Raw genomic sequence first — 20,961 nt, 5'->3', positions numbered from 1 at the left:
CTGAGCGCAGCGAAGCGAAGGGACTTGCGTGGGGTGTGGACCCTTCGTTTCGACGAGCTCAACGGGCGGCCTGCCCCCACGGCCTTCGTTTCGCTGCGCTCAACGGGCGGCCTAGCGGCGTGGCCCCGCCCGCTGAGCCTGTCGAAGCGAAGGGGCTTGCGTGGGGTGTGCGGCCGTCGTTTCGCTCCGCTCAACGGCGGCCTGGCCCCGCCCGCTGAGCGCAGCGAAGCGAAGGGAGTTGCCGGTGGCGTGCAGCCGTCGTTTCGACCGGCTCGGCGGGGTCAGTCCTCGAGGGACTTGCCGCGCAGGTCCGGAAGCATGAGCGCGCCGATCGCCGCGACCGCGAACACCGCGGCGAACACGCCGAACGGCAGGACGACCCCGCCGAGCGCGAGCAGGCCCGGAACGCACAGGGGAGCGATGATCGATGCCAGCCGACCGAAACCGGCCGCCCAGCCGGCGCCGGTTCCGCGAACACGGGTCGGGTAGATCTCCGGCGTCACCGCGTAGAGCGCACCCCAGGCTCCGAGGTTGAAGAACGACATCAGCGAGCCGAAGACGAGGATTGCCGTGACGTCCCCCGCCGTGCCGAAGAGTCCGGCGGCGACCGCCGACCCGAGCAGGAAGACGGCGAGCGTGACGCGGCGACCCCACTTCTCGACGAGCCACGCGGACACCGCGTATCCGGGCAGCTGGGCGAGCGTGATGATCAGCGTGTACTCGAACGAGCGCACAAGCGAGAACCCCTGCGCGACGAGCAGGGTCGGCAGCCAGATGAACGCGCCGTAGTAGGCGAAGTTGACGCAGAACCAGACGAGCCAGAGCGAGAGCGTGCGGCGGCGCAGCGCAGAACCGAACAGGGTCGCGAGGGGCCGGACGGTCGCGGCGGGAGGCGTCGACGGCTCGGCGACCTCGGGCGGTGAGGCGACGCCGGCGGCGCTCTCGAAATCGCGCACGACCTTCTCCGCCTCGGCGTGGCGACCCTTCGACTCGAGGAACCGGACCGATTCGGGGAGTCCCAGCCGCACGAAGATGGCGTAGACCGCGGGAACGGCCCCGAACGCGAGCGCCCAGCGCCAGCCGTCGTCGCTGGTCGGGACGACGAAGTAGCCGATCACGGCGGCAGCAGTCCAGCCGACGGCCCAGAACGACTCGAGGATCACGACGATCCGGCCCCGGATCCGGGCGGGTGCGAACTCGCTCACGAGGGTCGACGCGATCGGCAGCTCGGCGCCGAGGCCGAGGCCCACGAGGAAGCGCAGCGCGACGAGCGCGGCGATCGACCAGGACAGCGCGGACAGACCGGTGAAGAGGCCGTAGACGAGGAGCGTCAGCGCGAACACCTGCCGCCGACCGATCTTGTCGGCGAGCAGTCCCCCGACGCTCGCCCCGATCGCCATACCGAGGAATCCCGCGGAGGCGACCCAGGAGAGATCGGCCGCTTCGACGTTCCAGACGACCACGAGCTGCGCGATGACGAACGAGATCAGGCCGACGTCCATGGCGTCGAGCGCCCAGCCGATGCCGCTGCCGCCGAGAAGACGGAAGTGCTTCCGGGTCCAGGGCAGCGCGTCGAGACGCTGCGAGCGGGTGCGGGCGGTGGTGGTACTCGTCATGACCGTCGCTTCCGAGAGGTGTGCAGGCCCCAAAAGGCTATCGGCGAGCTCGCTGCCGAGACAGCGGAGGCCGGATTCCGTCCAACTTGTGCCGATACAGTGCCGCACGACAGCCCGCGCACTCGACGAGAGCACGGCAGCGGGACGCGACGAGGGAGCAGCGGACATGACAGAAGCGCCGAGCGGTGCAGACGGATCGGCTTCACCCACCACGACCCTGGTCGTCCTGGGTGCGTCGGGAGATCTCGCGTCGCGTCTTCTGCTGCCGGCGCTCGGCCAGTTGCTCACGCACGAGCCCGGCCGTCGCATCCGCCTCATCGGGGCGGGCATGGACGAGTGGGATGACGCGCACTGGCGCGAAGTGGTCACGACGTCCTTCGCGAAGACCGACTCCACCGGCGACGCGGTCGACGCGGTGATAGCAGGGGCCACCTACCGACGCTCAGATGTGACCCGGGCGGCCGACCTCGAGGCGCTGATCGCCGGAGCCGATGGCCGGGTGGCCCTGTACTTCGCGCTTCCGCCCGCGATCGCGGCGAAGGCCTGCGTCGCCCTCGAGGACGTCGCACTCCCCGCGGGACTGATCCTGGCGCTCGAGAAGCCCTTCGGCACGAACGAGGCCAGCGCCCACGCGCTCAATGAGCAGCTGGAGAAGCTCGTTCCCGAGGACCAGGTGTATCGGATCGATCACTTCCTCGGCCGGTCCACCGTCGTGAACGTGCTCGGGGTGCGGTTCGCGAATCGCGTCTTCGAGCCGGTGTGGTCGGCGGAGCACATCGAGTCGGTCGTCATCCGCTACGACGAGGCTCTCGGCCTCGAGGGCAGGGCGGGGTACTACGACAAGGCCGGCGCCCTGGCGGACATGATCCAGAGCCACCTGCTGCAGGTGCTCGCCGTGGTCGCGATGGAGCCCATTGCGAGCCTCAGCGCACGAGATCTCCGCGATGGGATCGGTGTCGTGCTGCGCGCCACCTCGGTCTGGAACGACGACCCGATCGGCTCCTCGCATCGTGCCCGCTACAGCGCCGGAGAGGATGCCGGCCGCACGCTCGCGGCCTATGTCGATGAGCCCGGGGTCGACCCGGCGCGGGGCACGGAGACCCTCGCCGAGATGACCGTGCAGATCTCGAACGCCCGCTGGCACGGGGTCCCCTTCACACTGCGCTCGGGGAAGGCTCTCGGCGCTCGCCGCAGCGAGATCGTCATCACCTTCCGTCCGCCGTCGCATCTGCCCGTCGGATTCACCGGAACGGCCGAGCCGTCGGTGCTGCGCCTCTCGCTCGGACCCGACGAGATGGCACTCGACCTCAACATCAACGGTCCCGGCGACCCCTTCGAACTCGATCGCAGTGTGATGGAGGCGCAGTTCGGGGCCGGCGAGATGGTCGCCTATGCCGAGGTTCTGCAGGGGATCCTCGAGGGCGACCCGACTCTCGCGGTGCGCGGAGACACCGCCGAACAGTGCTGGCGGATCGTGGAACCGGTGCTCGAGGCGTTCCGCAACGGTTCGGTGCCGCTCGACGAGTACCCGGCGGGCACCCCCGGCCCAGCGGAGTGGCCGGTCATCTGAGCGGGCAGGTTCGAGCGGCCGCGTCGGACGTCCGTGTTCGGACGTGTCCCCGGGGGGTCCGTGGTCAGGCGCCCTTCCGGCGGCGCGGGGCGGCCGAGCGAGGCGGCGCCGCACGCATGTGATCGCGCACCCGTCCGAGCACGCCGGCGAGAGCGGACACATCGGCGGTGGTGAGCGGGTCGAACAGCAGCTCGGTGAGCAGAGCCCTGTGTCCGGGGAACACCTTCGACAGCACCGCGCGCCCCTCGTCCGTGATCGTGACGATGGTGCTGCGCTCGTCGTCGGGCGCGGGCGCACGCGTGACCAGACCGCGCTGCTCGAGCAGCTGCGCCTGGTAGGTCAGGCCGCTGCGGCTGTAGACCACCCCGTCGGCGAGGTCGGTCATGCGATGACTCCCCGAGGGTGAATCGCCGAGCCGCGCGAGCAGTTGGAACTGCACGTAGCTGAGATCGCCGGCGTCTTTGAGCTGCTGCTCCACCGCGTGCCGCAGCAGGCTCGTCACCTCGATGAGCGCGAAGTAGGCGTCGAGCTGCGTCGGATCGAGCGACGCCGGCTGTTCGGTTGCCATTGCGCCAACCTAGCAGATGCTCCGAAGTCGAAGTAGTTGCTAAGAATTCGAAGCGGTGCTACGTTCGCCTCAGTGCTTCGGATTCGAAGCAAACAACGAGAGGGATGAAGAGATGAAGGCAGTTCAGTTCCACGAGTTCGGCGGCGCCGATGTCCTCCGCTACGACGAGGTCGAGAAGCCCGTTCCGGCTGAGGGTCAGGTGCGGATCCGGGTCGCGGGGTCGGCATTCAACCCGGCCGACAACGGAATCCGGTCCGGCACTCTGCCGATTCCCGTCGCTCTTCCGCACATCCCCGGCTACGACGTCTCCGGCGCGGTCGACGAGATCGGCGCCGGCGTCGACGGTCTCGCGGTGGGCGACCGGGTGGTCGGATTCCTCCCGATGACGGAGGACGGCTCGGCGGCGGAGTACGTCGTCGCGCCCGCAAGCGTTCTGACCGCAGCGCCGTCGAGCATCCCGCTCGCCGACGCGTCGGCGCTCCCGTCCGTCGCCCTCACCGCGTGGCAGGCGCTGTTCGACGAGGCTCGTCTCGAGAGCGGCCAGCGGGTGCTCATCGTCGGCGCGGGCGGGCCGGTCGGCGGGTACGCCGTGCAGCTCGCGAAGCGGGCCGGCGCCCAGGTGATCGCGACAGCAAGCCCGCGCAGCCGGGCGGGCGTCGCCGCGGCCGGGGCTGACGAGGTCGTGGATCACACCGAGGTCTCCCTGATCGATGCGGTCTCCGAGCCGGTCGATGTGCTGCTCAACCTGGCTCCGATCGACCCCGATGAGTTCACCGAGCTCGTCGCCCTCGTCCGCGACGGCGGCGTCGTGGTCGCCACCACGGCGTGGATGACCACGCCGGGAGACGAGTCGCGGGGTGTGCGGGCGGTGGGCGTGTACGTCCAGCCGATCGTGGACGAGCTGGCGCAGCTCGTAGCGCTCGTCGACAGCGGCGAGATCTCCGTGGAGGTCACGGAGCGCGTTCCGCTCAGCGATCTGCCCGCGATCCACCGCCGCGCGGCCGCGGGCGAGCTCCGCGGCAAGATCGTCGCGGTCCCCGACGCGGAGTGACCCTCGATCGTCGGGACGAGCCCGGGGTCACCCGCCATCGGCGGGTGGCCCCGCTCTCGTTGGGCCGCCGGTCAATCGGTCTTGAATGCGATGGTCTCGCGCCATATGGTGATCGCGAATCGCTGAGCACCTCCAGGAGCAGACATGTCCCGCGTTCGCGTGCACAACTTCTCGATCTCACTCGACGGCTTCGGGACGGGGGAGGACCAGCGGCTCGACGCGCCGTTCGGTCATGCAGGTCAGCGGCTGATGGAGTGGGCGTTCGAGACGAAGACGTTCCGGGACATGGGCATCCACGGCGAGTCCGAGGGGTCTCACGGTGTCGACGAGGCGTTCGCAAGCGGCTGGGGGTCGTGCGTCGGCGTCGAGATCATGGGACGCAACAAGTTCGGACCGCAGCGCGGACCATGGGAGGACGAGGAGTGGAAGGGATGGTGGGGCGATGACCCCGTCTTCCACACCCCGGTGATCGTGCTCACGCACCACCCTCGCCCGACGCTCGAGATGGACGGCGGTACCACCTTTCACTTCGTCGATGCGGAGCCCGCGGCCGCTCTCGAACAGGCTCGCGCACTCGCCGGCGACCTGGACATCCGGATCGGCGGCGGTGCGAGCACGGTCCGCGCGTTTCTCGAGGCCGACCTGGTCGACCACATGCACATCGTGCTGGTGCCCATCCTCCTCGGCCGGGGCGAGCGTCTCTGGGACGGGCTCGAAGGCCTCGAGGAGCGCTTCGAGATTGAGGCGACCCCGTCACCATCCGGGGTGGTCCACCTGATCTTCACTCGTCGACGGCGGCAGCCGCCGGGGTGAGTCCTGTGTCCGTCCGGCCCCTCGTGCACGTCCGGCGACGTCTGCTTGAGTGGACCGTATGGAGGATGCACCAGTGAAGCCGGAGGCGCTCGACGCCGTCGTCTTCGATGTCATCGGGACCCTGGTGGACGAGGATGCGACCTGGGCGAGCGCTGCCGCCCGCATCGCCGCCGAAACCGGCTCGGACGGGACCGTCGATCTGCTTGCTGGGTGGGCCGCAGCGCTGGACCTCCGGATGAGCGCGGTGGTGGAGGGCGATGAGCCCTGGCGTCCTCACCGGGAACTCGTCGTCGAGTCCGCTCGAGCAGCGGTGTCGACCGCCGGCGGCGAGCTCACGGCCGCCGATGCGGCACAGCTGGCGGAGATCGAGGCCGGGTACCCGGCGTGGCCGGACGTCGCGTCCGCGACGGCGGCGCTCCGCCGGAACCGACTCGTCGCCGGTCTCAGCAACGGGGATCTCGACTCGCTCGCACGTCTCGCCAACACCAACAGGATCAGCTGGGACATCGCGCTCTCCACCGGATCCGTCCGGACCTTCAAGCCGGCGCCGGCCGCGTATCGGCACGCGATCGACGCCCTCCGCATCGAGCCCACCCGGACGCTCTTCGTGGCAGCCCACCCATGGGATCTCCGTGCCGCGGCCGCATTCGGTTTCCGCACCGCCTACATCGCCCGACCTGGCGCGGAACGGCCATCAAAAGATGACCGATTCGACCTCCAGCTCGAGGACCTCGACGCTCTCGTCGACTATCTCGACGGCGGTGACCCGCGCCGCCCGCTATGAGCGGGCGCGAGATGCTCGAACGAGAGCGTCGAGCATCTCCCGTCCGGCACCGCCCACGACGCCCTTCGCAGTCGAGAACCCGACGGCGCCGCCCTTCGTGTGTTCGGCCCTGACCTCCGTGCGTCCGTCCGGCAGGGAGTGGAACGAGAAACGGGTCGTGTCCGAAGCGCGCGGAGTCGAGCGTCACATCCGGTGCGCGGGTGAGACTAGGGCCATGACCGGCCTCGTCCCGTACCTGCATTTCGCCCGGACCGCTCGTCCCGCCTTGATGTTCTACCGAGACGTCTTCGGCGGCGAGCTCGCTCTGCATACCTTCGCGGATTTCGGTCGCACCGACGGGCCCCCGGATGCAGTCGCGCATGGCATTCTCGACGGACCCGTGCAGATTTTTGCTGCCGACGCGGGCGACGGCGAGCCTGCGCTTCGCGTCGAGGGTCTCCTGTTCTCGCTGCTCGGCACGGCCGATGCTTCGACGATGCGGGGCTGGTTCGCCGCGCTGGCTGACGGGGGAAGGGTCCTCGATGCCCTGCAGGAGCGACCGTGGGGTGACTACGACGGCCAGGTCGCCGACAGGTTCGGCCTGACCTGGTTGATCGGCTACCAACCCTGACGGGCGAGTCGCGACCATGCGAGGGTGGGGGGATGCTGTCGCCGCAAGCTCTCAGTGAAGAGGATCGTCGCCGGGTTGCGGATTGGGCGGCGGATTGCGCGGAGCGGGTCCTGTTCCTGTTCGAGGCGGAGGCTCCCGGCGATGATCGACCGCGCGACGGCATCGCCCGCGCGCGTGCGTTCGCTCGCGGTGAGCTCGACGCGGCGGGGGAGATCCGCCGACGGTTCGTCGCCGGAGGGGCCTCGCACGCCGTGCATTCCCCCGCTGCGAAAGCAGCCGCCTGGTCTGCGGGACAAGCCGCCGGCGTCGCCCACATGGGAGCTCACGCGCTGGGTGCTGCCGCCTACGCCGCGAAGGCGGTGGCCCTCGCCTCGCCCGATGACAAATCCGCGGGGGCTGAGGAGATCCGCTGGCAGGTGGCCCGGATGAGCGCGCTCGTGCGGTCGGCGCTGCAGCGTCTGCCGCTGTTGGGAGCCGACCCGGCCGGACCCCTCGGGTCCGGCCTTCTCGCTTCGGGCGTGCTCGGCGCCAACATCCGAGCCGTCCAGGCCGCCCTGGCGGACGTGCCCCGCTAGGCGGCTCCGGCGGGGGTGGTGCGACCGGTGATGCCCGCCGTCGACTCGATCACGCCGGCCATCTTCTTGCCGAGCGCCTCGTAGAACATCGAGAGCGGGAACTCGTCGTCGAGAACGGCGTCGGTGAAGCCCTTCGGTGCTCCGGTGAGGATCTCGTCGGGCAGGCCGCGCGCCCACTGAGACGCGGGGTGCGGCGAGAGGACCGACCGGACCAGGTCGTAGGCGGCGAGCCAGTGCACCGTCTTGGGACGATCGATCGAACGCCAGTAGAGCTCGTCGATCGCGTCCGACAGGGCGACGACCGCATCGGGCACGGCATCCCAATCGAACGCGAGCGAGACATCGGTCCAGTGCAGCACCCGGTGCTGGTGCAGCCAGGCGAAGAGGAGCTGACCGCCGAGCCCGTCGTAGTTGCGCACCCGACTGCCGGTCAGCGGGAAGCGGAACAGGCGGTCGAACAGCACCGCGTACTGCACGAGGCGGGCGCGGTCACGAGTGAGGTCGTCAGTCGACTCTGCGCGGGCCAGCTTGACCGACTCGCGGAAGGCGGTGAGGTCGCAGCGCAGCTCCTCGAGCGAGTAGAGGAAGAACGGCATGCGCTGCTTGATCATGAACGGGTCGAACGGCAGGTCCCCGCGCATATGGGTGCGGTCGTGAATCAGGTCCCACATGACGAACGTCTCCTCGGCGACCCTCTGGTCGGAGACGAGTCGTCGGGCGTCGGCGGGCAGGTCGAGCTTCGTGATCTCGGCGGCGGCCGTCGTGACACGGCGGAAGCGCGCGGCCTCGCGGTCGGCGAAGATCGCACCCCAGGTGAAGGTCGGAACGGCGCGCATCGCGACGGTCTCGGGGAACAGGACCGCCGAGTTCGTGTCGTAGCCGGAGGTGAAGTCGACGAACCGGATCGGCACGAACAGCGCATTCGAGTAGTCGCCGGTCTCGAGCGCATCGATGAACTCGGGCCAGATCGTCTCGACGAGGACGGCCTCGACGAGACGCTCGGTGCTGCCGTTCTGCGTGTACATCGGGAACACGACCAGGTGCCGCAGCCCGTCGATGCGGTGCTGCTGCGGCTGGAACGCGTTCAGCGAATCGAGGAAGTCGGGAACCCCGAAACCATCGGCCTCCCATCTGGCGAAGTCGGTGCGCAGGGCTGCGAGGTAGTCGGCGTCGTGCGGGAACAGGGGCGCGAGCTCGTCGATGCCCGCGACGATGCGCTCGACGAGGAGGTGAGCGGCGTCGCGGAAGGCGGATTCGGCCAGAGCGCCGTCCTTCTGCTGCAGCGGCTGGAGCGCGGAGACGGCCGACTTGAGGTCGTGCCACGCGGCGGGGAGGTCTTCGACGACCTCGGGTTCGCCGATGATCGTCGCGTTGGTCGCGGTGCTGGTCATGTTCGCCTCCTCGTCGGTCGGGCCGGAAATGTTTCCGTCCCTCCCAGGGTCGCAGGCGGCGGGGGGCGATCTGTTGCGTGAGATGGCGTTTTCTTTGCGTCCGACGCGCGTTCGCTGCGCCCCGGGCGGTCGATTCGATGCGGGATGGCGGTCCCCGGCGCATCGGACGGACGGTCCGCGCATTTGCCAGCCAACCCTCAGGAACTCGGCATACGGTGCCTAAACCGGTTCAGTTCACCGGGTTCGACGACGAGCGAGGAGGTCTGCCATGGAGCGCAAGCCGACCATCCTCGATGTCGCCCGCGCGGCAGGCGTGAGTAAGGGCCTCGTCTCGTTCGCGCTCAACGACCGCCCCGGCGTCTCCTCCGAGACCCGCGCGCGCATCCTCGGGGTGGCCGACGACCTCGGCTATCGCCGCAGCATCGCGGCCCGATCGCTGTCGACCCGCACCTCGTTCGCCCTCGGACTCGTCATCGCACGCGACGCCCGGGTTCTCGCGGCCGACCCCTTCTTCCCCGCGTTCATCTCGGGCGTCGAGCAGGTGCTGGCCGAGCAGGGACGCGTTCTGGTCCTCAGCGTCGTCGCCGAACCCGCCGCGGAGGAGAGCGTCTACCGCACCTTCGCCGCCGACCAGCGCGTCGACGGCGTCTTCCTCACCGACCTGCGGGAGCGCGACTCTCGTCCGGCCCTGCTCGCAGAGCTCGGCCTCCCCGCGGTGACACTGGGCCGTTTCGAGGGGAGTGGCGCGAATCCGGCCGTCGTCCTCGACGACGCGAACGGAATCCGAGCGGCCGTCGAGCATCTCATCGAGCTCGGCCACGAGCGGATCGCCCACGTGGCCGGCCCTCGCGGCCTGCTGCACGCGGTGCGCCGCGAGGGCGCCTTCCGCGGAGCCCTCGAGCGGGCGGGCCTCGATCCGTCGCTCGTCGTCGAGACGGACTTCAGCGCGCAGCAGGGCGCCGCGGCGACGACGGGTCTCCTCGACCTCGCAGAGCCGCCCACCGCCATCGTCTACGCGAACGATCCGATGGCGATCGCCGGGCTCGGCATCGCGCACCAGCGCGGTCTGCGGCTCCCCGACGACCTCTCGGTGACCGGATTCGACGACTCCGAGATCGCCGACTACGTGTATCCGTCGCTCACGTCGGCCCGCACGCGGCCCGACCAGTGGGGCGCCGAAGCGGCGCGCACCCTGCTCGCGCTCGTCGCCGACGGCACGGCGCCCGATGTCGACCTCGCCCCCGCGGGCCTGGTCATCAGGAACTCGACCGCGTCGCCGCGGTCGTAGCAGCAAGGGCGGCGGGAGCCGCCCTTCTAGATAAGGAGAAAAGGTGACTACATCCTCGAAGACGAGGTGGCTGGCCGGTATCGGCCTCGCCACGGTCGCAGCGTTCGGCCTGAGCGCGTGCGCCAGCGGAGGCGGCGGATCGTCCGACGATCTCAGTGCAACAGGTCCCATCACCATCTGGTACTCGAACAACGAGCAGGAGGTGGCATGGGGCAAGCAGATGGTCGAGGCGTGGAACGCCGACCACCCCGACGAGCAGATCACCGGCCAGGAGATCCCCGCCGGCAAGAGCAGTGAAGAGGTCATCGGAGCCGCCATCACCGCCGGCAACGCTCCGTGCCTCGTGTTCAACACCGCGCCGAGCGCAGTCGGCCAGTTCGAGAAGGCCGGCGGCCTCGTGGACCTCTCGTCGTTCCCCGACGGCGCCTCGTACATCGAGGACCGCAGCGGCGACCTGGCCGAGCAGTACCAGAACGCCGACGGCGAGTACTTCCAGATGCCGTGGAAGTCGAACCCTGTGATGATCTTCTACAACAAGGCCATGTTCCAGCAGGCCGGGCTCGACGCCGAGAACCCGCCGCTGTCGACCTACGACGAATTCCTCGCGACCTCGAAGACGCTGCAGGAGTCGGGAGCCGCGCCCTACGCGATCATGCCCGCGCCGACCTCGGAGTTCTTCCAGACCCAGTTCGACTTCATGCCGCTGTATGCGGCGGCGACAGGCGGAACGGGCCTCGTCGAGGACGGCAAGGCCACCTTCGGTGACGACGCCGGGCACGAGGTCGCCGACTTCTGGGCCACCCTGTACGCCGATGGGCTCTCCAACCAGGAGCAGTACCAGGGTGACGCATTCGCGGACAGCCAGTCGGCGATGGCGATCGTCGGACCGTGGGCCGTGTCCGTCTACAAGGACATCGACTGGGGCGTCGTCCCCGTGCCGACCCCGACCGGCACCCCGGCGGAGGACACCTGGACCTTCAGCGACGCGAAGAACGTCGGCCTGTTCAGCGCCTGCGACAACAAGGGAACGGCGTGGGAGGTGCTGAAGTTCGCCACGAGCGAGGACCAGGACGGTCAGCTCCTCGAGACGACCGGGCAGATGCCGCTGCGCCAGAACCTGCAGGACACCTACGCGGACTACTTCGCCGCCAACCCGGCCTACAACCTGTTCGGCTCGCAGGCCGGTCGCACCATCGAGGTCCCGTCGGGCCCGAACACGGTGCAGATGCTGCAGGACATCCGCGATGCCTGGAGCAGCGCCGTGATCTTCGGCAAGGGCGATGTCGACCAGACCATGGATGACGCCGCCGCCAAGGTCACCGACCTCGCGGGTCAGCCGTAGGCCGCACGATGACCACCATCACCTCGGGCTCCCCGGCGCGCGTCAGCGCCGGGGGCCCCGGCAAGCCGAAGCGGTCGCTGTGGCACCGCATCATGGGTCGGCAGCCTCTCGGACTGCTGTTCTCGAGCCCGTACCTGGCGTTCGTGATCATCGTGTTCGCCTTCCCCATCGTCTACGCGGTGTGGATCTCGTTCCACGACTTCTTCTTCGCCGCCCCCGGCGCGAGCGTCGATCGTCCGTTCGTCGGGCTCGAGAACTACGTCGCGGCGTTCAGCGACCCTCGGGTCATCCGCTCGTTCGGCAACATCGGCGTCTTCCTCATCATCAACGTGCCCCTCACGGTGATCCTGTCGCTGGTGCTCGCGACCGCACTGAACAAGGTCGTGCACCTGCGCACGTTCCTGCGGGTCAGCTACTACGTGCCCTACGTCACCGCGTCGGTCGCCGTCGTGGCGGTGTGGCTCTTCCTGTTCAACAACGACGGACTCGTCAACTCCCTGCTCGGGCCGCTCGCGCCGAACCCATCGTGGCTCATCAACGACAACCTGGCCATGCCGACGATCGCGTTCTACGTGACCTGGAAGCAGCTGGGGTTCTACATCCTGCTGTACCTGGCAGCGCTGCAGAACGTGCCGAAGGAGCTGTACGAGTCGGCCTCGACGGACGGGGCGGGAACCTTCCGGCAGTTCATCTCGGTGACCGTGCCCGCAGTGCGCCCGGCCACGCTGCTGGTGCTGCTCGTCTCGACGGTGACGGGGGCCAACCTCTTCACCGAGCCGTACCTGCTGACGAACGGCGGCGGCCCGAACGGCGCCTCCGCGTCGCCGGTGCTGCTCATGTACCAGCTCGGAATCCAGCAGGGACAGCCCGACACCGCTGCCGCGATCGGCATCGTGCTCGTCATCCTCGTCCTCCTCATCGCGTTCCTGCAGAACCGCTTCGTCGGAGAGAGGGAGTCATGACCGCCACCGCATCGGCCGCGAGCACAGCTCCGGTCCCGAAGGACGCCACGGCTGCCCCCGCGGTCAAGTCGACGGGTGGGCGCAAGCCGGGGATGACCCGGTTCCAGGTCGTCCTCCGCGCCATCGTGCTGGGAGTCGGAGCGGTCGCGTTCCTCTTCCCCTTCTACTACATGATCATCGGCTCGCTGCAGAAGAAGGTGGACCCCACCCTCGCCGGCGCGATCCCCGAGCCCGGCAACCTGACCCTCGACAACTACATCGCCGTGAACGAGCGCATCAACCTGCTCACCGGGCTCGTGAACTCGGGCATCTTCACCGGCGGAGTGCTCCTCGGAACGGTCGTCTTCGGGGTGCTCGTCGGCTACGCGCTCGCGATGCTGCAGTGGAGGGGCCGTTCGGCGACGTTCGCGCTCGTCCTGCTCGTCCAGGTGATCCCGTTCCAGCTGCTGCAGATCCCGCTGTACGTACTCATCGCGCGCGACTACGGGCTGAGCGACAACTACTTCGGGATGATCCTGCCGTTCCTCATCAACTCGACGGCGGTCATCATCTTCCGGCAGTACTTCCTGCAGCTCCCCAAGGAGCTGTTCGAGGCCGCCCGGATCGATGGGGCGGGCGAGATGAAACTGCTGTGGAGCGTCGCGCTTCCGCTCGTGCGGCCCGCCCTCGTGACCGGCGTGCTGCTCACGTTCATCGGTCCGTGGAACGAGTTCCTCTGGCCGTTCCTCATCACCAAGGAAGCCGCGAAGCAGCCGCTCGCCGTCTCGCTCGCCAACTACATCTCCAATGTGGCCGCATCGACCGACAACCCCTTCGGTGCAGCCCTCGCGGGAGCCGTCGTGCTCGCCGCGCCCGTCGTGGTGCTGTTCATCGTGTTCCAGCGCTACTTCGTCTCGACCGACCTCGGATCCGGAGTGAAAGGATGACAATGCCCGGAACACTGACCACCGTCCCCTACCGACTCGAGAGGGCCGGCATCGTGATGGAGCCCGAGCCGGGCAACAGCTTCGAGGCCGAGGGGGTGCTCAACCCCGCGAGCGGTCACACCCCCGACGGCACGCTGTATCTGCTGCCGCGCCTGGTCGCCGAGGGGAACGTGTCCCGGGTCGGCATCGCCCGCGTCGTGATCGAGGACGGCGTCCCCGTCGGAGTCGAACGCGAGGGCATCGTGCTCGCACCCGACCGCGGGTGGGAGCGCGGCGTCGGGAACGCGGGGGTCGAGGACCCCCGGGTCACCTACATCCCGGAACTCGGAATGCACGTGATGACCTACGTCGCCTACGGGCCGCTCGGGCCCCGCACGGCCGTCGCGGTGTCGGAGGATCTGCGCGAGTGGCGCCGGCTCGGGCCCGCCACGTTCTCCTACGACGACGCGCTCGACACCGATCTCGGGCTGTACCACAACAAGGACACGGTGTTCTTCCCCGAGGCCGTCACCGCGCCAGATGGGACCCGTGCGTTCGCGGTACTGCACCGGCCGATGTGGGATCTCGGCGAGACCAAGCCGGGTCAGGGGGTCCGGCTGCCCGCGGGTGTGCCGGATTCGCGGCAGAGCATCTGGATCAGCTACGTGCCCGTGGACGAGGTGGCGCGCGATATCGCCAACCTCGCCCGGTGGACGCGCCACCGCTTCCTCGCCGGACCCGAGTTCCCCTTCGAGGAGCTGAAGATCGGCGGCGGACCCGCCCCGATCCGGGTGCCCGAGGGGTGGCTGCTCATTCACCACGGGGTCACGGGCGTGATCGACAACGCATTCGCGCAGCAGCAGAAGGTCAACTACGCGGCCGGAGCGATCCTGCTCGACGGCGACGACCCCTCCAAGGTCATCGCCCGCACGCCCGAACCGCTGCTCGCACCCGAGACCGACGACGAGCGCAGCGGCATCGTGCCCAACGTGGTCTTCCCCACCGCCATCGAGGAGATCGAAGGCCAGCTCTTCGTCTTCTACGGCATGGCCGATTCCAAGATCGGCGTCGCCCGACTCATCCGCACCACCGATTAGCACCCTCGCCCGCCGGGCCCCGGTACAGCTCCCGGGGCCCGGCGGGCGATCAGGCAAGAGAGAGAAGTTCAATGACGAACCTTCCCCGCCGCATCGCGGCGACGACAGCAGCGCTCGCGCTCGCCGTGGCTTCGGTCACCGTGGGCGGGATGAGCGCGACGGCGGCACCCGCGGAGGGGTCCGCACTCACCAACACCGCGCACCTCGACTACCTGCTCGACACCGCCGCGCCCGGAGAGGTGCCGGGCCACAGCACCTACCGCATCGCCGAGGAGCCCGACCTCACCCTCCCGTGGACCTACGCCGACGCCCGCGACGGCGGCACCTTCGAACGCGTGGGAGGCGGGCAGCTCGATCCCGCGACCGGCGACTACACCCAGGGCGCCTACAACAGCGACGACGTGTCCCGCACCGCCGTGGTCTACCTGCGCGACTGGCAGCGGTCCGGCTCCGAGGAGAGCAGGCAGAAGGCCTACGAGGTGCTCCGCTCGCTCGCCTACTTCCAGACCACCGACGGCGAGGACGCCGGCAACGTCGTCCTCTGGATGCAGACCGACGGGGAGCTGAACCCCAGCGCCGAACCCGTCGAGCTGCCCGACCCGAGCGACTCGGAGGACAGCTACTGGCTCGCCCGCACCCTGTGGGCGTTCGGCGAGGGCTACGCGGCCTTCCGCGACACCGACCCCGAGTTCGCCGCCTTCCTGCAGGATCGCCTCCGGTTGGGTGTCTCCGCCGTCGATCGCGAAGTCCTCGACCGGTACGGCGAGTACGTCCCCGCCGACGGGGTCCAGGTTCCCGCCTGGCTGATCGTCGACGGCGCCGACGCGACTGCCGAGGCCCTGCTCGGCCTCTCGAGCTACGTGACGGCCGCACCCGATGACGCGGCGGTGCGCGAGAGCACCCGACGGCTCGCGGAGGGACTCGACGCGTTCGCCCGCACCACCGCGACCGACGGCAGCGCCGCGAGCTGGCCCTACGGCGCCGTGCTGCCCTGGGCGGAGTCGCGTTCGATGTGGCACGCGTGGTCGTCGCAGATGACGGCGGGGCTCGTCGCGTCGTCGGAGGCGCTCGGCGACCCCGCTCTCCTCGAACCGGCGGTCGTCGACGCTGCCCGGTTCGCACCCACCCTCCTCACGGCGGGAGGGCCCGACAACGCCTGGTACCCGACCCCGACCGAGCGGGTGCAGATCGCCTACGGTGCGGACTCGCAGGTGCAGAACCTGCTCCGAGTGGCTGACGCGACCGGCAGCAGCGCCTTCACGGACCTCGCCGGGATGCAGGCCGCCTGGTTCTTCGGCGCCAACCCCGCGGGGGAGGCCATGTACGACCCGGCGACGGGGGTGACGTTCGACGGAATCGGAGCCGACGGGGCCATCAACCGCAACTCGGGAGCCGAGAGCACCATCCATGGACTGCTCAGCATGATCGCGCTCGACGCCCATCCCGAGGTGGCGGCGCGCGCGACCGCCACCGATGTCGCGGTGAGCCACGACGGTCTGACGGTCGTCGAGGCCGAGACCGCGGTGACTCGAGGCGGAGAGGTGATCACGCCCGAGTCGTCCTGGACGGAGGAGTCGTCGTGGAGCGGCGCCTACCTGCACCTCGGTCGAGGCGACAGCGCGCGGTTCGAGCTCGGCCGCTCGGACGCCCCGCGACTCGTCGAGCCCGTCTCCTGGCAGATCGAGAAGGGCACCGCCACCGTGCCGCGCACCCTGTGGACCTCGGGTCGTCAGCCCGTCGGCCTCCTCACGCACACGGTCGGCGAGCAGGGGATCACCGCCGCCTCCGGCGCCCTCCTGCCCCAGTCGCTGCAGCGCTCGGTGCCGAAGGGCAGCGGCGAGCTGACGGTTCGGCTGGTGACCGGCGCGGTCGACATCGACGCGCTGCTCGTCCGCCCGGCTGTCGCACGCCTCTCCCTCGGCGGCGATGCCACGAGCGACCTCGTGCAGAACAACTCGCGAGGCGAGACGGACGCGACGGTGGTCGGCCAGGGCGACGGGATGCTGCGCAGCTACGACCGCGCCGGAACCCTCATCGAGGAGCGGGCGGTGAGCGGCGACGCCACCGCCCGGCTCCCGGCGGGAGGCTTCGCGATCGTCGAACGCTGATCTCTCCGCGAACGGAGACGGCCCCCGAGGTGGATCCGCGGGGGCCGTTCGTTCAGAGCGCGAGCGTCAGGCGCGTGCCCTGCGGCGCATGCGGCCGGCGATGACCAGGGCGCCACCGAGCAGGAGGGCGAGCCCGGCCGATGCTCCGAGCGTTCCCATCAGTGCGGCGTCGACTCCGGTCTCGGCGAGAGCCGGGTCGACAGCGGCCGGGACGACGACTGCGGGGACGGGCGGCGCGGGGACGACGGCAGCCGGTCCGATGAACACCGACTCGGTGTAGAAGGACGTGGCCTCAGCGTTCGCCGCGTCGAGCGCGATGATGCCCGAGAAGGAGTCGGCGCCGCCGATGTCGGAGGGATCGACGCTCCACAGGTCGGCGTCGAAGCCGTCGTTCTCGACCCACATGATGCCACTGGAGTCGATGGAGAGCGTCCAGGTGGAGTTGTCGCCGTCGAAGTCGACCGTGCCCAGAGCGGTCTGGATGCCGGTGGCCACGTCGATGGAGGCGATGTTGCCCTCGGTGTCGATCACGTAGAAGAGACCCGTGGTGGGGTCGACGCTGAAACCGTAGTAGTCCACGCCCGGATCGCCGGTCGCGTCGATCGGCGTGAGATCGCCGGTCGTGAGATCGAGGGCGTAGAGACCGGAGACACTGAAGATGCCCGAGTCGCCGTCTTCGAACGTGTCCTGGATGATCGCGTAGGCCATTCCGTCGGTGCCGATCGCGATCGAGTCGGGGAAGACGTTGACGCCGTCGATGCTCAGCTCGCCGATCGCTGTGCTGACACCGGTTGTGACATCGATCGAACGCAGTGAGCCCACGTCGTTCCAGTCGATGTAGTACGCGAGACCGGAGACTCGGTCGTACGCGCCGGGACCGGCGCACGTCGAATCTGCGAGTTCCGCGCCCGATCCGATGGGGGTCGCCTGCGCGGTGACGGAGTCGACTGAATAGAGCTGGTTGGGCGTGTCCTCGCAGTCGACCGCGTAGAGCGCGTCGCCAGCGGGGAGCGTGCGGCCGTCGGCGGCGTAGGCGGGGGAGGCCGACAGGGCGATCGCAGCGATGGACAGGCCGGCGATGAGGGCCGCGCTGGTGCGTGTTCTTCTCAAGGTCTTCTCCGAAGTGGTGAGTCTGGATCGAGGGGCGGCATCGGCCATGAGGCGAGACGACGCGAGGGCGCCCGGTGCTGCTCTCCGAAGGATGTTGCAGACGGTGATCGGGCGAGACGACGCCGACACGACTTCGGAAGATTTCACCCTCGGATTCACCCGACGTCTTCGAGAGTGGATGACCTGCGTCCTGCACCCTTCCCTCTAGAGTCCTCATCTGCGGGGGACTCCGGTGTGGGGTGTCCAGGAAACCGGGGGACACCGTCGGGGGTGCGGTATGAGGCGACGAGGGACGGGAGTGGCGTGAGCAGCAGGGCGCCGATCCGCAGGCCACCCGCGGCGACGTTCCCCCCGGAGGCGTTGGATGCGGTCGACGCGCTGATCGCGTCCATGCTGCCCGGAGGTTCCGAGGTCGCTCCCGCGTTCATGGACATCGCCCGCCGTTATGCTGACGCCCTCATCCGGGGCAGCGACGAGACGGAGCGATCCCGTGTGGCGGCAGCCGTTGTGGTCGCACATGCCCGAATGGGCGATCCCGCAGAGGCGGCTCGGCTCGCCGAGTCGGAGATCGCCGTAGCTCGAGCCGCTGACCGGCTCGACGCCGACCGGCTCAGTCTGCTGCTATCGGCGGCGGCGGAAGCATTCCTCACACCCGGGAACGTCCGTCCCGGAACGGCTTCCGCACTCCAAGCGCTCAGCTACGCGACATTGGCGGCGCAGGACGAGTTGGTGTTCCGGGCGCACACCCTGCTCGCGGTGGGGTATGCCCTGAACGGACAGTACGAGGAGGCGGAACGCAGCGCTGCGGCATGCCGACAGCTCCAGGCCGCCCACCACTGGGAGGTCTCGGCGGTTTTCTACTCGCTCCTCCTCGGGGAGATCCTCATACATTCGTCGACCCTCGACTCAGGCGAGCTGCGGCGCATCACGGGCGAACTCCGGAGCGCTGAACCCGGAAATCGACTATGGACAGCAACCGCCGACAGCGCCGAGGCGATGGCGCTGCTCGCGATCAACGACCACGCGACTGCGATTCCTCTGCTCATGGGAGTCCTCAGCGACGCCAATTCGACCGGGATCCTGCCGATGGTCCGCGGATTCGCTCTCGGTATCCAAGCCGACCTGCTCCTCGCGAGAGGGGAGGCGCGGCGTGTGCTCCGGGTGCTCCAGGGGCGAAGATCGCCCTGGAGCCACGCTCTCTGCTTCGACATGCAGCGTTCCGCCGCCTACCTGTTGCTGGGCGAGAACAGGGACGCGCTCCTGGTCACCGACGCGTGCATGAAGCTGGGGCCCGACCACTGTCTTCGAACGGTCCCTCCGCTGCTCTTCCGACGCGCGGTCGCGCATCTGCGCCTCGGGCAGGGGGCACGAGCCGATGAGGCGTTCGAAGAGGGATTCCGTCTCATCCTGCAGTCCGGGTCGCTGACACCCCTGCTCACGCTGGCGCCCGATGAGATCCGAGGTCTCGCGCAGCGGCTCGGCGAGCGCAGACCGGAGCTGGCGCTCCAGGTCGACGACTTCGTCCGGCAGCTGACCCAGCTCCCCGTCGTCGACCGGGTACGGTCGGCGCTCCCGCGACTCTCGCCCCGCGAATCGGTGCTCGCATCCCGCCTGCGCACCGGCGATTCTCTCGTCTCCGTCGCCGAATCGCTGTCCGTCTCGCACAACACCGTGAAGTCGCAGGCGCGGACGCTCTACCGCAAGCTCGGCGTCACCAGTCGCGCGGACGCGCTCGACGCACTCGAAGGAGCCGGCTTCTTCGACTGATCCGCACCGGAGGACGACGGGGTCAGACCTCCACCGCGGACGACACCACGATCGCGGCGGTCACCCAGACGGCGGTGATCAGCGCGTAGGCGGCGAGCGGCACCCAGAACGCCAGGCGACGACGCACGAGCAGCAGCACGGTGACGATGATCGCGATCAGGGCGATCACCACGGGCGAGAGCATCGCGGTCAGCACACCCGCGTTCAGCAGGTCGTAGTCGCAGGTCTGAGCGGTGCAGGGATCGCTCGCGAAAGCGAGGAACGCCCCGGCGAACGCGGCGATCGCGCCGAAACCGACGAGCACGACGAGGAGGACGATCGACAGCACGAGGTCCCATGTGCGTCGCGTCCTCGCCGCTGCCCCGCTCGTTCCGGCCGGGAGGGAGGAGTCGCCGACGGCGCTCTGTTCTGTGCTCATCGTCCGACTGTACGATCCCCACCCCGCGACGGGCCAGACTTGAGTCATGGCGGGGGTGTTGACGGGGTTCGGCGTGATCGGCGTGATCATCGCCATCGGCTACGTCGTCGGCCGGATCGGCCTCCTCGGCGAGCACGCCCCGCGGGTCATGAGCCGGCTCGTCTTCTTCGTCCTCTCCCCGTGTCTGCTCTTCACGGTTCTCGCCGACGCCGACGTCCATTCGCTCTTCTCCTCGACCCTCGCGGTCGCCGCCATCTCGGCGGTCATCTGCATCGTGGTCTTCGCCGGCATCGCTCTCCTGGTCTTCCGGCAGAAGATCCCCGAGACCGTCATCGGTTCGCTCGCGTCCGGCTACGTCAACGCGAACAACATCGGCATTCCGGTCGCCGTCTACGTGCTCGGCGACCCGGCGTACTCCGCCCCCGTGCTCCTCCTCCAGCTGCTGGTGCTGACCCCCATCGCTCTGACGGTTCTCGACTGGACGACTCACGGTGGGGTGTCGCTCCGCCGGATCCTGCTGCAGCCGGTCCGCAACCCCATCCTGATCGGCTCCGTCCTCGGCGTGATCCTCTCCATCACCGGCACGCAGCTGCCCGACCCCGTGATGGAGCCGTTCCGGATCGTCGGGGCCGCGGCGGTGCCCGTCGTGCTGATCAGCTACGGGATGTCGCTGCACGGCCAGCGCGTGCTCGCGTCAGGCAGTGCGCGGCGCGATGTCATCGTCGCCTCGCTGCTCAAGCTGCTGGTGATGCCTCTCATCGCCTGGGGCAGCGGACTGCTCCTCGGCCTCGACTCCGAGACCCTGCGCGCGGTCGTCGTGCTCGCAGCTCTCCCGAGCGCCCAGAACGTCTTCAACTACGCGCAGCGCTACGGCCGCGGGGTCGTCATCGCTCGCGACGCGGTGCTGATCACGACCATCGGGTCGCTTCCCGTCCTGCTCCTGGTGTCGCTTCTCCTCCACTGACGCCCCGGGCTCGGATCCCCGG

19 protein-coding genes are annotated in these 20,961 nt (G+C 69.2%); 14 read left to right on the top strand and 5 right to left on the bottom strand.

Annotation, left to right across the window (positions count from 1 at the left end):
- Window positions 1-281: 281 nt before the first annotated feature.
- Entirely contained in the window at window positions 282-1,616 is a 1,335-nt protein-coding gene (locus tag DDQ50_RS02560) for an MFS transporter (protein WP_116755152.1), read from the bottom strand.
- A 166-nt stretch (window positions 1,617-1,782) separates the two neighbouring features.
- Here DDQ50_RS02560 and DDQ50_RS02555 point away from each other — a divergent pair, with 166 nt between their 5' ends.
- Complete coding sequence (locus DDQ50_RS02555; RefSeq protein WP_116755151.1) at window positions 1,783-3,186, top strand: glucose-6-phosphate dehydrogenase; 1,404 nt, start codon at window positions 1,783-1,785, stop codon at window positions 3,184-3,186.
- A gap of 64 nt (window positions 3,187-3,250) precedes the next feature.
- On the opposite strand, the gene DDQ50_RS02550 is transcribed toward DDQ50_RS02555, so the two are convergent.
- Window positions 3,251-3,754, bottom strand: a complete 504-nt coding sequence (locus DDQ50_RS02550; protein WP_116755150.1) for a MarR family winged helix-turn-helix transcriptional regulator — start codon at window positions 3,752-3,754, stop codon at window positions 3,251-3,253.
- 112 nt (window positions 3,755-3,866) lie between these two features.
- On the opposite strand from DDQ50_RS02550, the gene DDQ50_RS02545 reads away from it, so the two are divergent.
- The 5 genes from DDQ50_RS02545 (at window position 3,867) to DDQ50_RS02525 (ending at window position 7,587) form a co-directional block, all read left to right on the top strand.
- Window positions 3,867-4,805 carry an NADP-dependent oxidoreductase gene (locus DDQ50_RS02545; protein ID WP_116755149.1) on the top strand — a complete coding sequence of 313 codons (939 nt, stop codon included), beginning with the start codon at window positions 3,867-3,869 and terminating at the stop codon, window positions 4,803-4,805.
- Window positions 4,806-4,949: 144 nt separating this feature from the next.
- Window positions 4,950-5,618, top strand: coding sequence for a dihydrofolate reductase family protein (locus DDQ50_RS02540; RefSeq protein WP_116755148.1), 669 nt, complete (start codon window positions 4,950-4,952; stop codon window positions 5,616-5,618).
- Window positions 5,619-5,691: 73 nt separating this feature from the next.
- Window positions 5,692-6,402: a haloacid dehalogenase type II gene (locus DDQ50_RS02535; RefSeq protein ID WP_165829666.1), complete on the top strand. Its 711-nt coding sequence runs from the start codon at window positions 5,692-5,694 to the stop codon at window positions 6,400-6,402.
- A 214-nt stretch (window positions 6,403-6,616) separates the two neighbouring features.
- The gene (locus DDQ50_RS02530; protein WP_116755146.1) at window positions 6,617-7,012 is read left to right on the top strand and encodes a VOC family protein; all 396 of its coding nucleotides are present in this window, start codon (window positions 6,617-6,619) and stop codon (window positions 7,010-7,012) included.
- A gap of 32 nt (window positions 7,013-7,044) precedes the next feature.
- Entirely contained in the window at window positions 7,045-7,587 is a 543-nt protein-coding gene (locus tag DDQ50_RS02525; RefSeq protein ID WP_116755145.1) for a putative immunity protein, read from the top strand.
- Here DDQ50_RS02525 and DDQ50_RS02520 read toward each other — a convergent pair.
- Complete coding sequence (locus DDQ50_RS02520; RefSeq protein ID WP_116755144.1) at window positions 7,584-8,978, bottom strand: DUF6421 family protein; 1,395 nt, start codon at window positions 8,976-8,978, stop codon at window positions 7,584-7,586. The two genes, DDQ50_RS02525 and DDQ50_RS02520, sit on opposite strands and share 4 nt — an antisense overlap.
- A gap of 268 nt (window positions 8,979-9,246) precedes the next feature.
- On the opposite strand from DDQ50_RS02520, the gene DDQ50_RS02515 reads away from it, so the two are divergent.
- From DDQ50_RS02515 to DDQ50_RS02490, 6 genes are all read left to right on the top strand, one after another.
- On the top strand, window positions 9,247-10,266 hold the full coding sequence (locus DDQ50_RS02515; protein ID WP_116755143.1) for a LacI family DNA-binding transcriptional regulator: 1,020 nt from the start codon (window positions 9,247-9,249) through the stop codon (window positions 10,264-10,266).
- Window positions 10,267-10,309: 43 nt separating this feature from the next.
- The gene (locus DDQ50_RS02510; protein ID WP_377940283.1) at window positions 10,310-11,608 is read left to right on the top strand and encodes an extracellular solute-binding protein; all 1,299 of its coding nucleotides are present in this window, start codon (window positions 10,310-10,312) and stop codon (window positions 11,606-11,608) included.
- Between the two features lie 8 nt (window positions 11,609-11,616).
- Window positions 11,617-12,570 carry a carbohydrate ABC transporter permease gene (locus DDQ50_RS02505; RefSeq protein ID WP_116755142.1) on the top strand — a complete coding sequence of 318 codons (954 nt, stop codon included), beginning with the start codon at window positions 11,617-11,619 and terminating at the stop codon, window positions 12,568-12,570.
- 92 nt (window positions 12,571-12,662) lie between these two features.
- Window positions 12,663-13,496 (top strand): carbohydrate ABC transporter permease, encoded by an 834-nt coding sequence (locus tag DDQ50_RS02500; RefSeq protein WP_116756047.1) that lies wholly within the window; start codon window positions 12,663-12,665, stop codon window positions 13,494-13,496.
- Window positions 13,493-14,572, top strand: coding sequence for a glycoside hydrolase family 130 protein (locus tag DDQ50_RS02495; RefSeq protein WP_116755141.1), 1,080 nt, complete (start codon window positions 13,493-13,495; stop codon window positions 14,570-14,572). The genes DDQ50_RS02500 and DDQ50_RS02495 overlap by 4 nt, the downstream gene beginning before the upstream one ends.
- A 71-nt stretch (window positions 14,573-14,643) precedes the next feature.
- Window positions 14,644-16,680, top strand: a complete 2,037-nt coding sequence (locus DDQ50_RS02490) for a hypothetical protein (protein WP_116755140.1) — start codon at window positions 14,644-14,646, stop codon at window positions 16,678-16,680.
- Between the two features lie 66 nt (window positions 16,681-16,746).
- Here the strand turns inward: DDQ50_RS02490 and DDQ50_RS02485 are convergent, their stop codons facing one another.
- Entirely contained in the window at window positions 16,747-17,790 is a 1,044-nt protein-coding gene (locus DDQ50_RS02485) for a DUF6923 family protein (protein ID WP_133245886.1), read from the bottom strand.
- Window positions 17,791-18,093: 303 nt separating this feature from the next.
- Between DDQ50_RS02485 and DDQ50_RS02480 the strand changes: the two genes are divergently transcribed.
- A complete protein-coding gene (locus DDQ50_RS02480) occupies window positions 18,094-19,557 on the top strand; it encodes a helix-turn-helix domain-containing protein (protein WP_133245885.1) in 1,464 nt (487 codons plus the stop codon).
- A gap of 22 nt (window positions 19,558-19,579) precedes the next feature.
- On the opposite strand, the gene DDQ50_RS02475 is transcribed toward DDQ50_RS02480, so the two are convergent.
- Complete coding sequence (locus DDQ50_RS02475; RefSeq protein ID WP_276308373.1) at window positions 19,580-20,023, bottom strand: DUF6264 family protein; 444 nt, start codon at window positions 20,021-20,023, stop codon at window positions 19,580-19,582.
- On the opposite strand from DDQ50_RS02475, the gene DDQ50_RS02470 reads away from it, so the two are divergent.
- Window positions 20,022-20,939: an AEC family transporter gene (locus DDQ50_RS02470; protein WP_116755136.1), complete on the top strand. Its 918-nt coding sequence runs from the start codon at window positions 20,022-20,024 to the stop codon at window positions 20,937-20,939. The genes DDQ50_RS02475 and DDQ50_RS02470 overlap by 2 nt on opposite strands.
- The last annotated feature ends 22 nt before the right edge of the window (window positions 20,940-20,961 follow it).

It is taken from the genome of Amnibacterium flavum (assembly GCF_003097495.1).
Taxonomy (GTDB): Bacteria; Actinomycetota; Actinomycetes; order Actinomycetales; family Microbacteriaceae; genus Naasia; species Naasia flava.
Note: the sequence above shows the minus strand (reverse complement) of the source record. Positions and strands in the feature narration are given on the sequence as shown.

Bases quoted from the DNA above. Each gene is read 5' to 3' on its own strand.
- DDQ50_RS02550 (WP_116755150.1), bottom strand. From the start codon at position 3,754: ATGGCAACCGAACAGCCGGCGTCGCTCGATCCGACGCAGCTCGACGCC.
- DDQ50_RS02540 (WP_116755148.1), top strand. From the start codon at position 4,950: ATGTCCCGCGTTCGCGTGCACAACTTCTCGATCTCACTCGACGGCTTC.
- DDQ50_RS02525 (WP_116755145.1), top strand. From the start codon at position 7,045: ATGCTGTCGCCGCAAGCTCTCAGTGAAGAGGATCGTCGCCGGGTTGCG.
- DDQ50_RS02500 (WP_116756047.1), top strand. From the start codon at position 12,663: ATGACCCGGTTCCAGGTCGTCCTCCGCGCCATCGTGCTGGGAGTCGGA.
- DDQ50_RS02470 (WP_116755136.1), top strand. From the start codon at position 20,022: ATGGCGGGGGTGTTGACGGGGTTCGGCGTGATCGGCGTGATCATCGCC.
- DDQ50_RS02520 (WP_116755144.1), bottom strand. From the start codon at position 8,978: ATGACCAGCACCGCGACCAACGCGACGATCATCGGCGAACCCGAGGTC.
- DDQ50_RS02515 (WP_116755143.1), top strand. From the start codon at position 9,247: ATGGAGCGCAAGCCGACCATCCTCGATGTCGCCCGCGCGGCAGGCGTG.
- DDQ50_RS02555 (WP_116755151.1), top strand. From the start codon at position 1,783: ATGACAGAAGCGCCGAGCGGTGCAGACGGATCGGCTTCACCCACCACG.
- DDQ50_RS02545 (WP_116755149.1), top strand. From the start codon at position 3,867: ATGAAGGCAGTTCAGTTCCACGAGTTCGGCGGCGCCGATGTCCTCCGC.
- DDQ50_RS02505 (WP_116755142.1), top strand. From the start codon at position 11,617: ATGACCACCATCACCTCGGGCTCCCCGGCGCGCGTCAGCGCCGGGGGC.
- DDQ50_RS02490 (WP_116755140.1), top strand. From the start codon at position 14,644: ATGACGAACCTTCCCCGCCGCATCGCGGCGACGACAGCAGCGCTCGCG.
- DDQ50_RS02475 (WP_276308373.1), bottom strand. From the start codon at position 20,023: ATGACTCAAGTCTGGCCCGTCGCGGGGTGGGGATCGTACAGTCGGACG.
- DDQ50_RS02560 (WP_116755152.1), bottom strand. From the start codon at position 1,616: ATGACGAGTACCACCACCGCCCGCACCCGCTCGCAGCGTCTCGACGCG.
- DDQ50_RS02530 (WP_116755146.1), top strand. From the start codon at position 6,617: ATGACCGGCCTCGTCCCGTACCTGCATTTCGCCCGGACCGCTCGTCCC.
- DDQ50_RS02495 (WP_116755141.1), top strand. From the start codon at position 13,493: ATGACAATGCCCGGAACACTGACCACCGTCCCCTACCGACTCGAGAGG.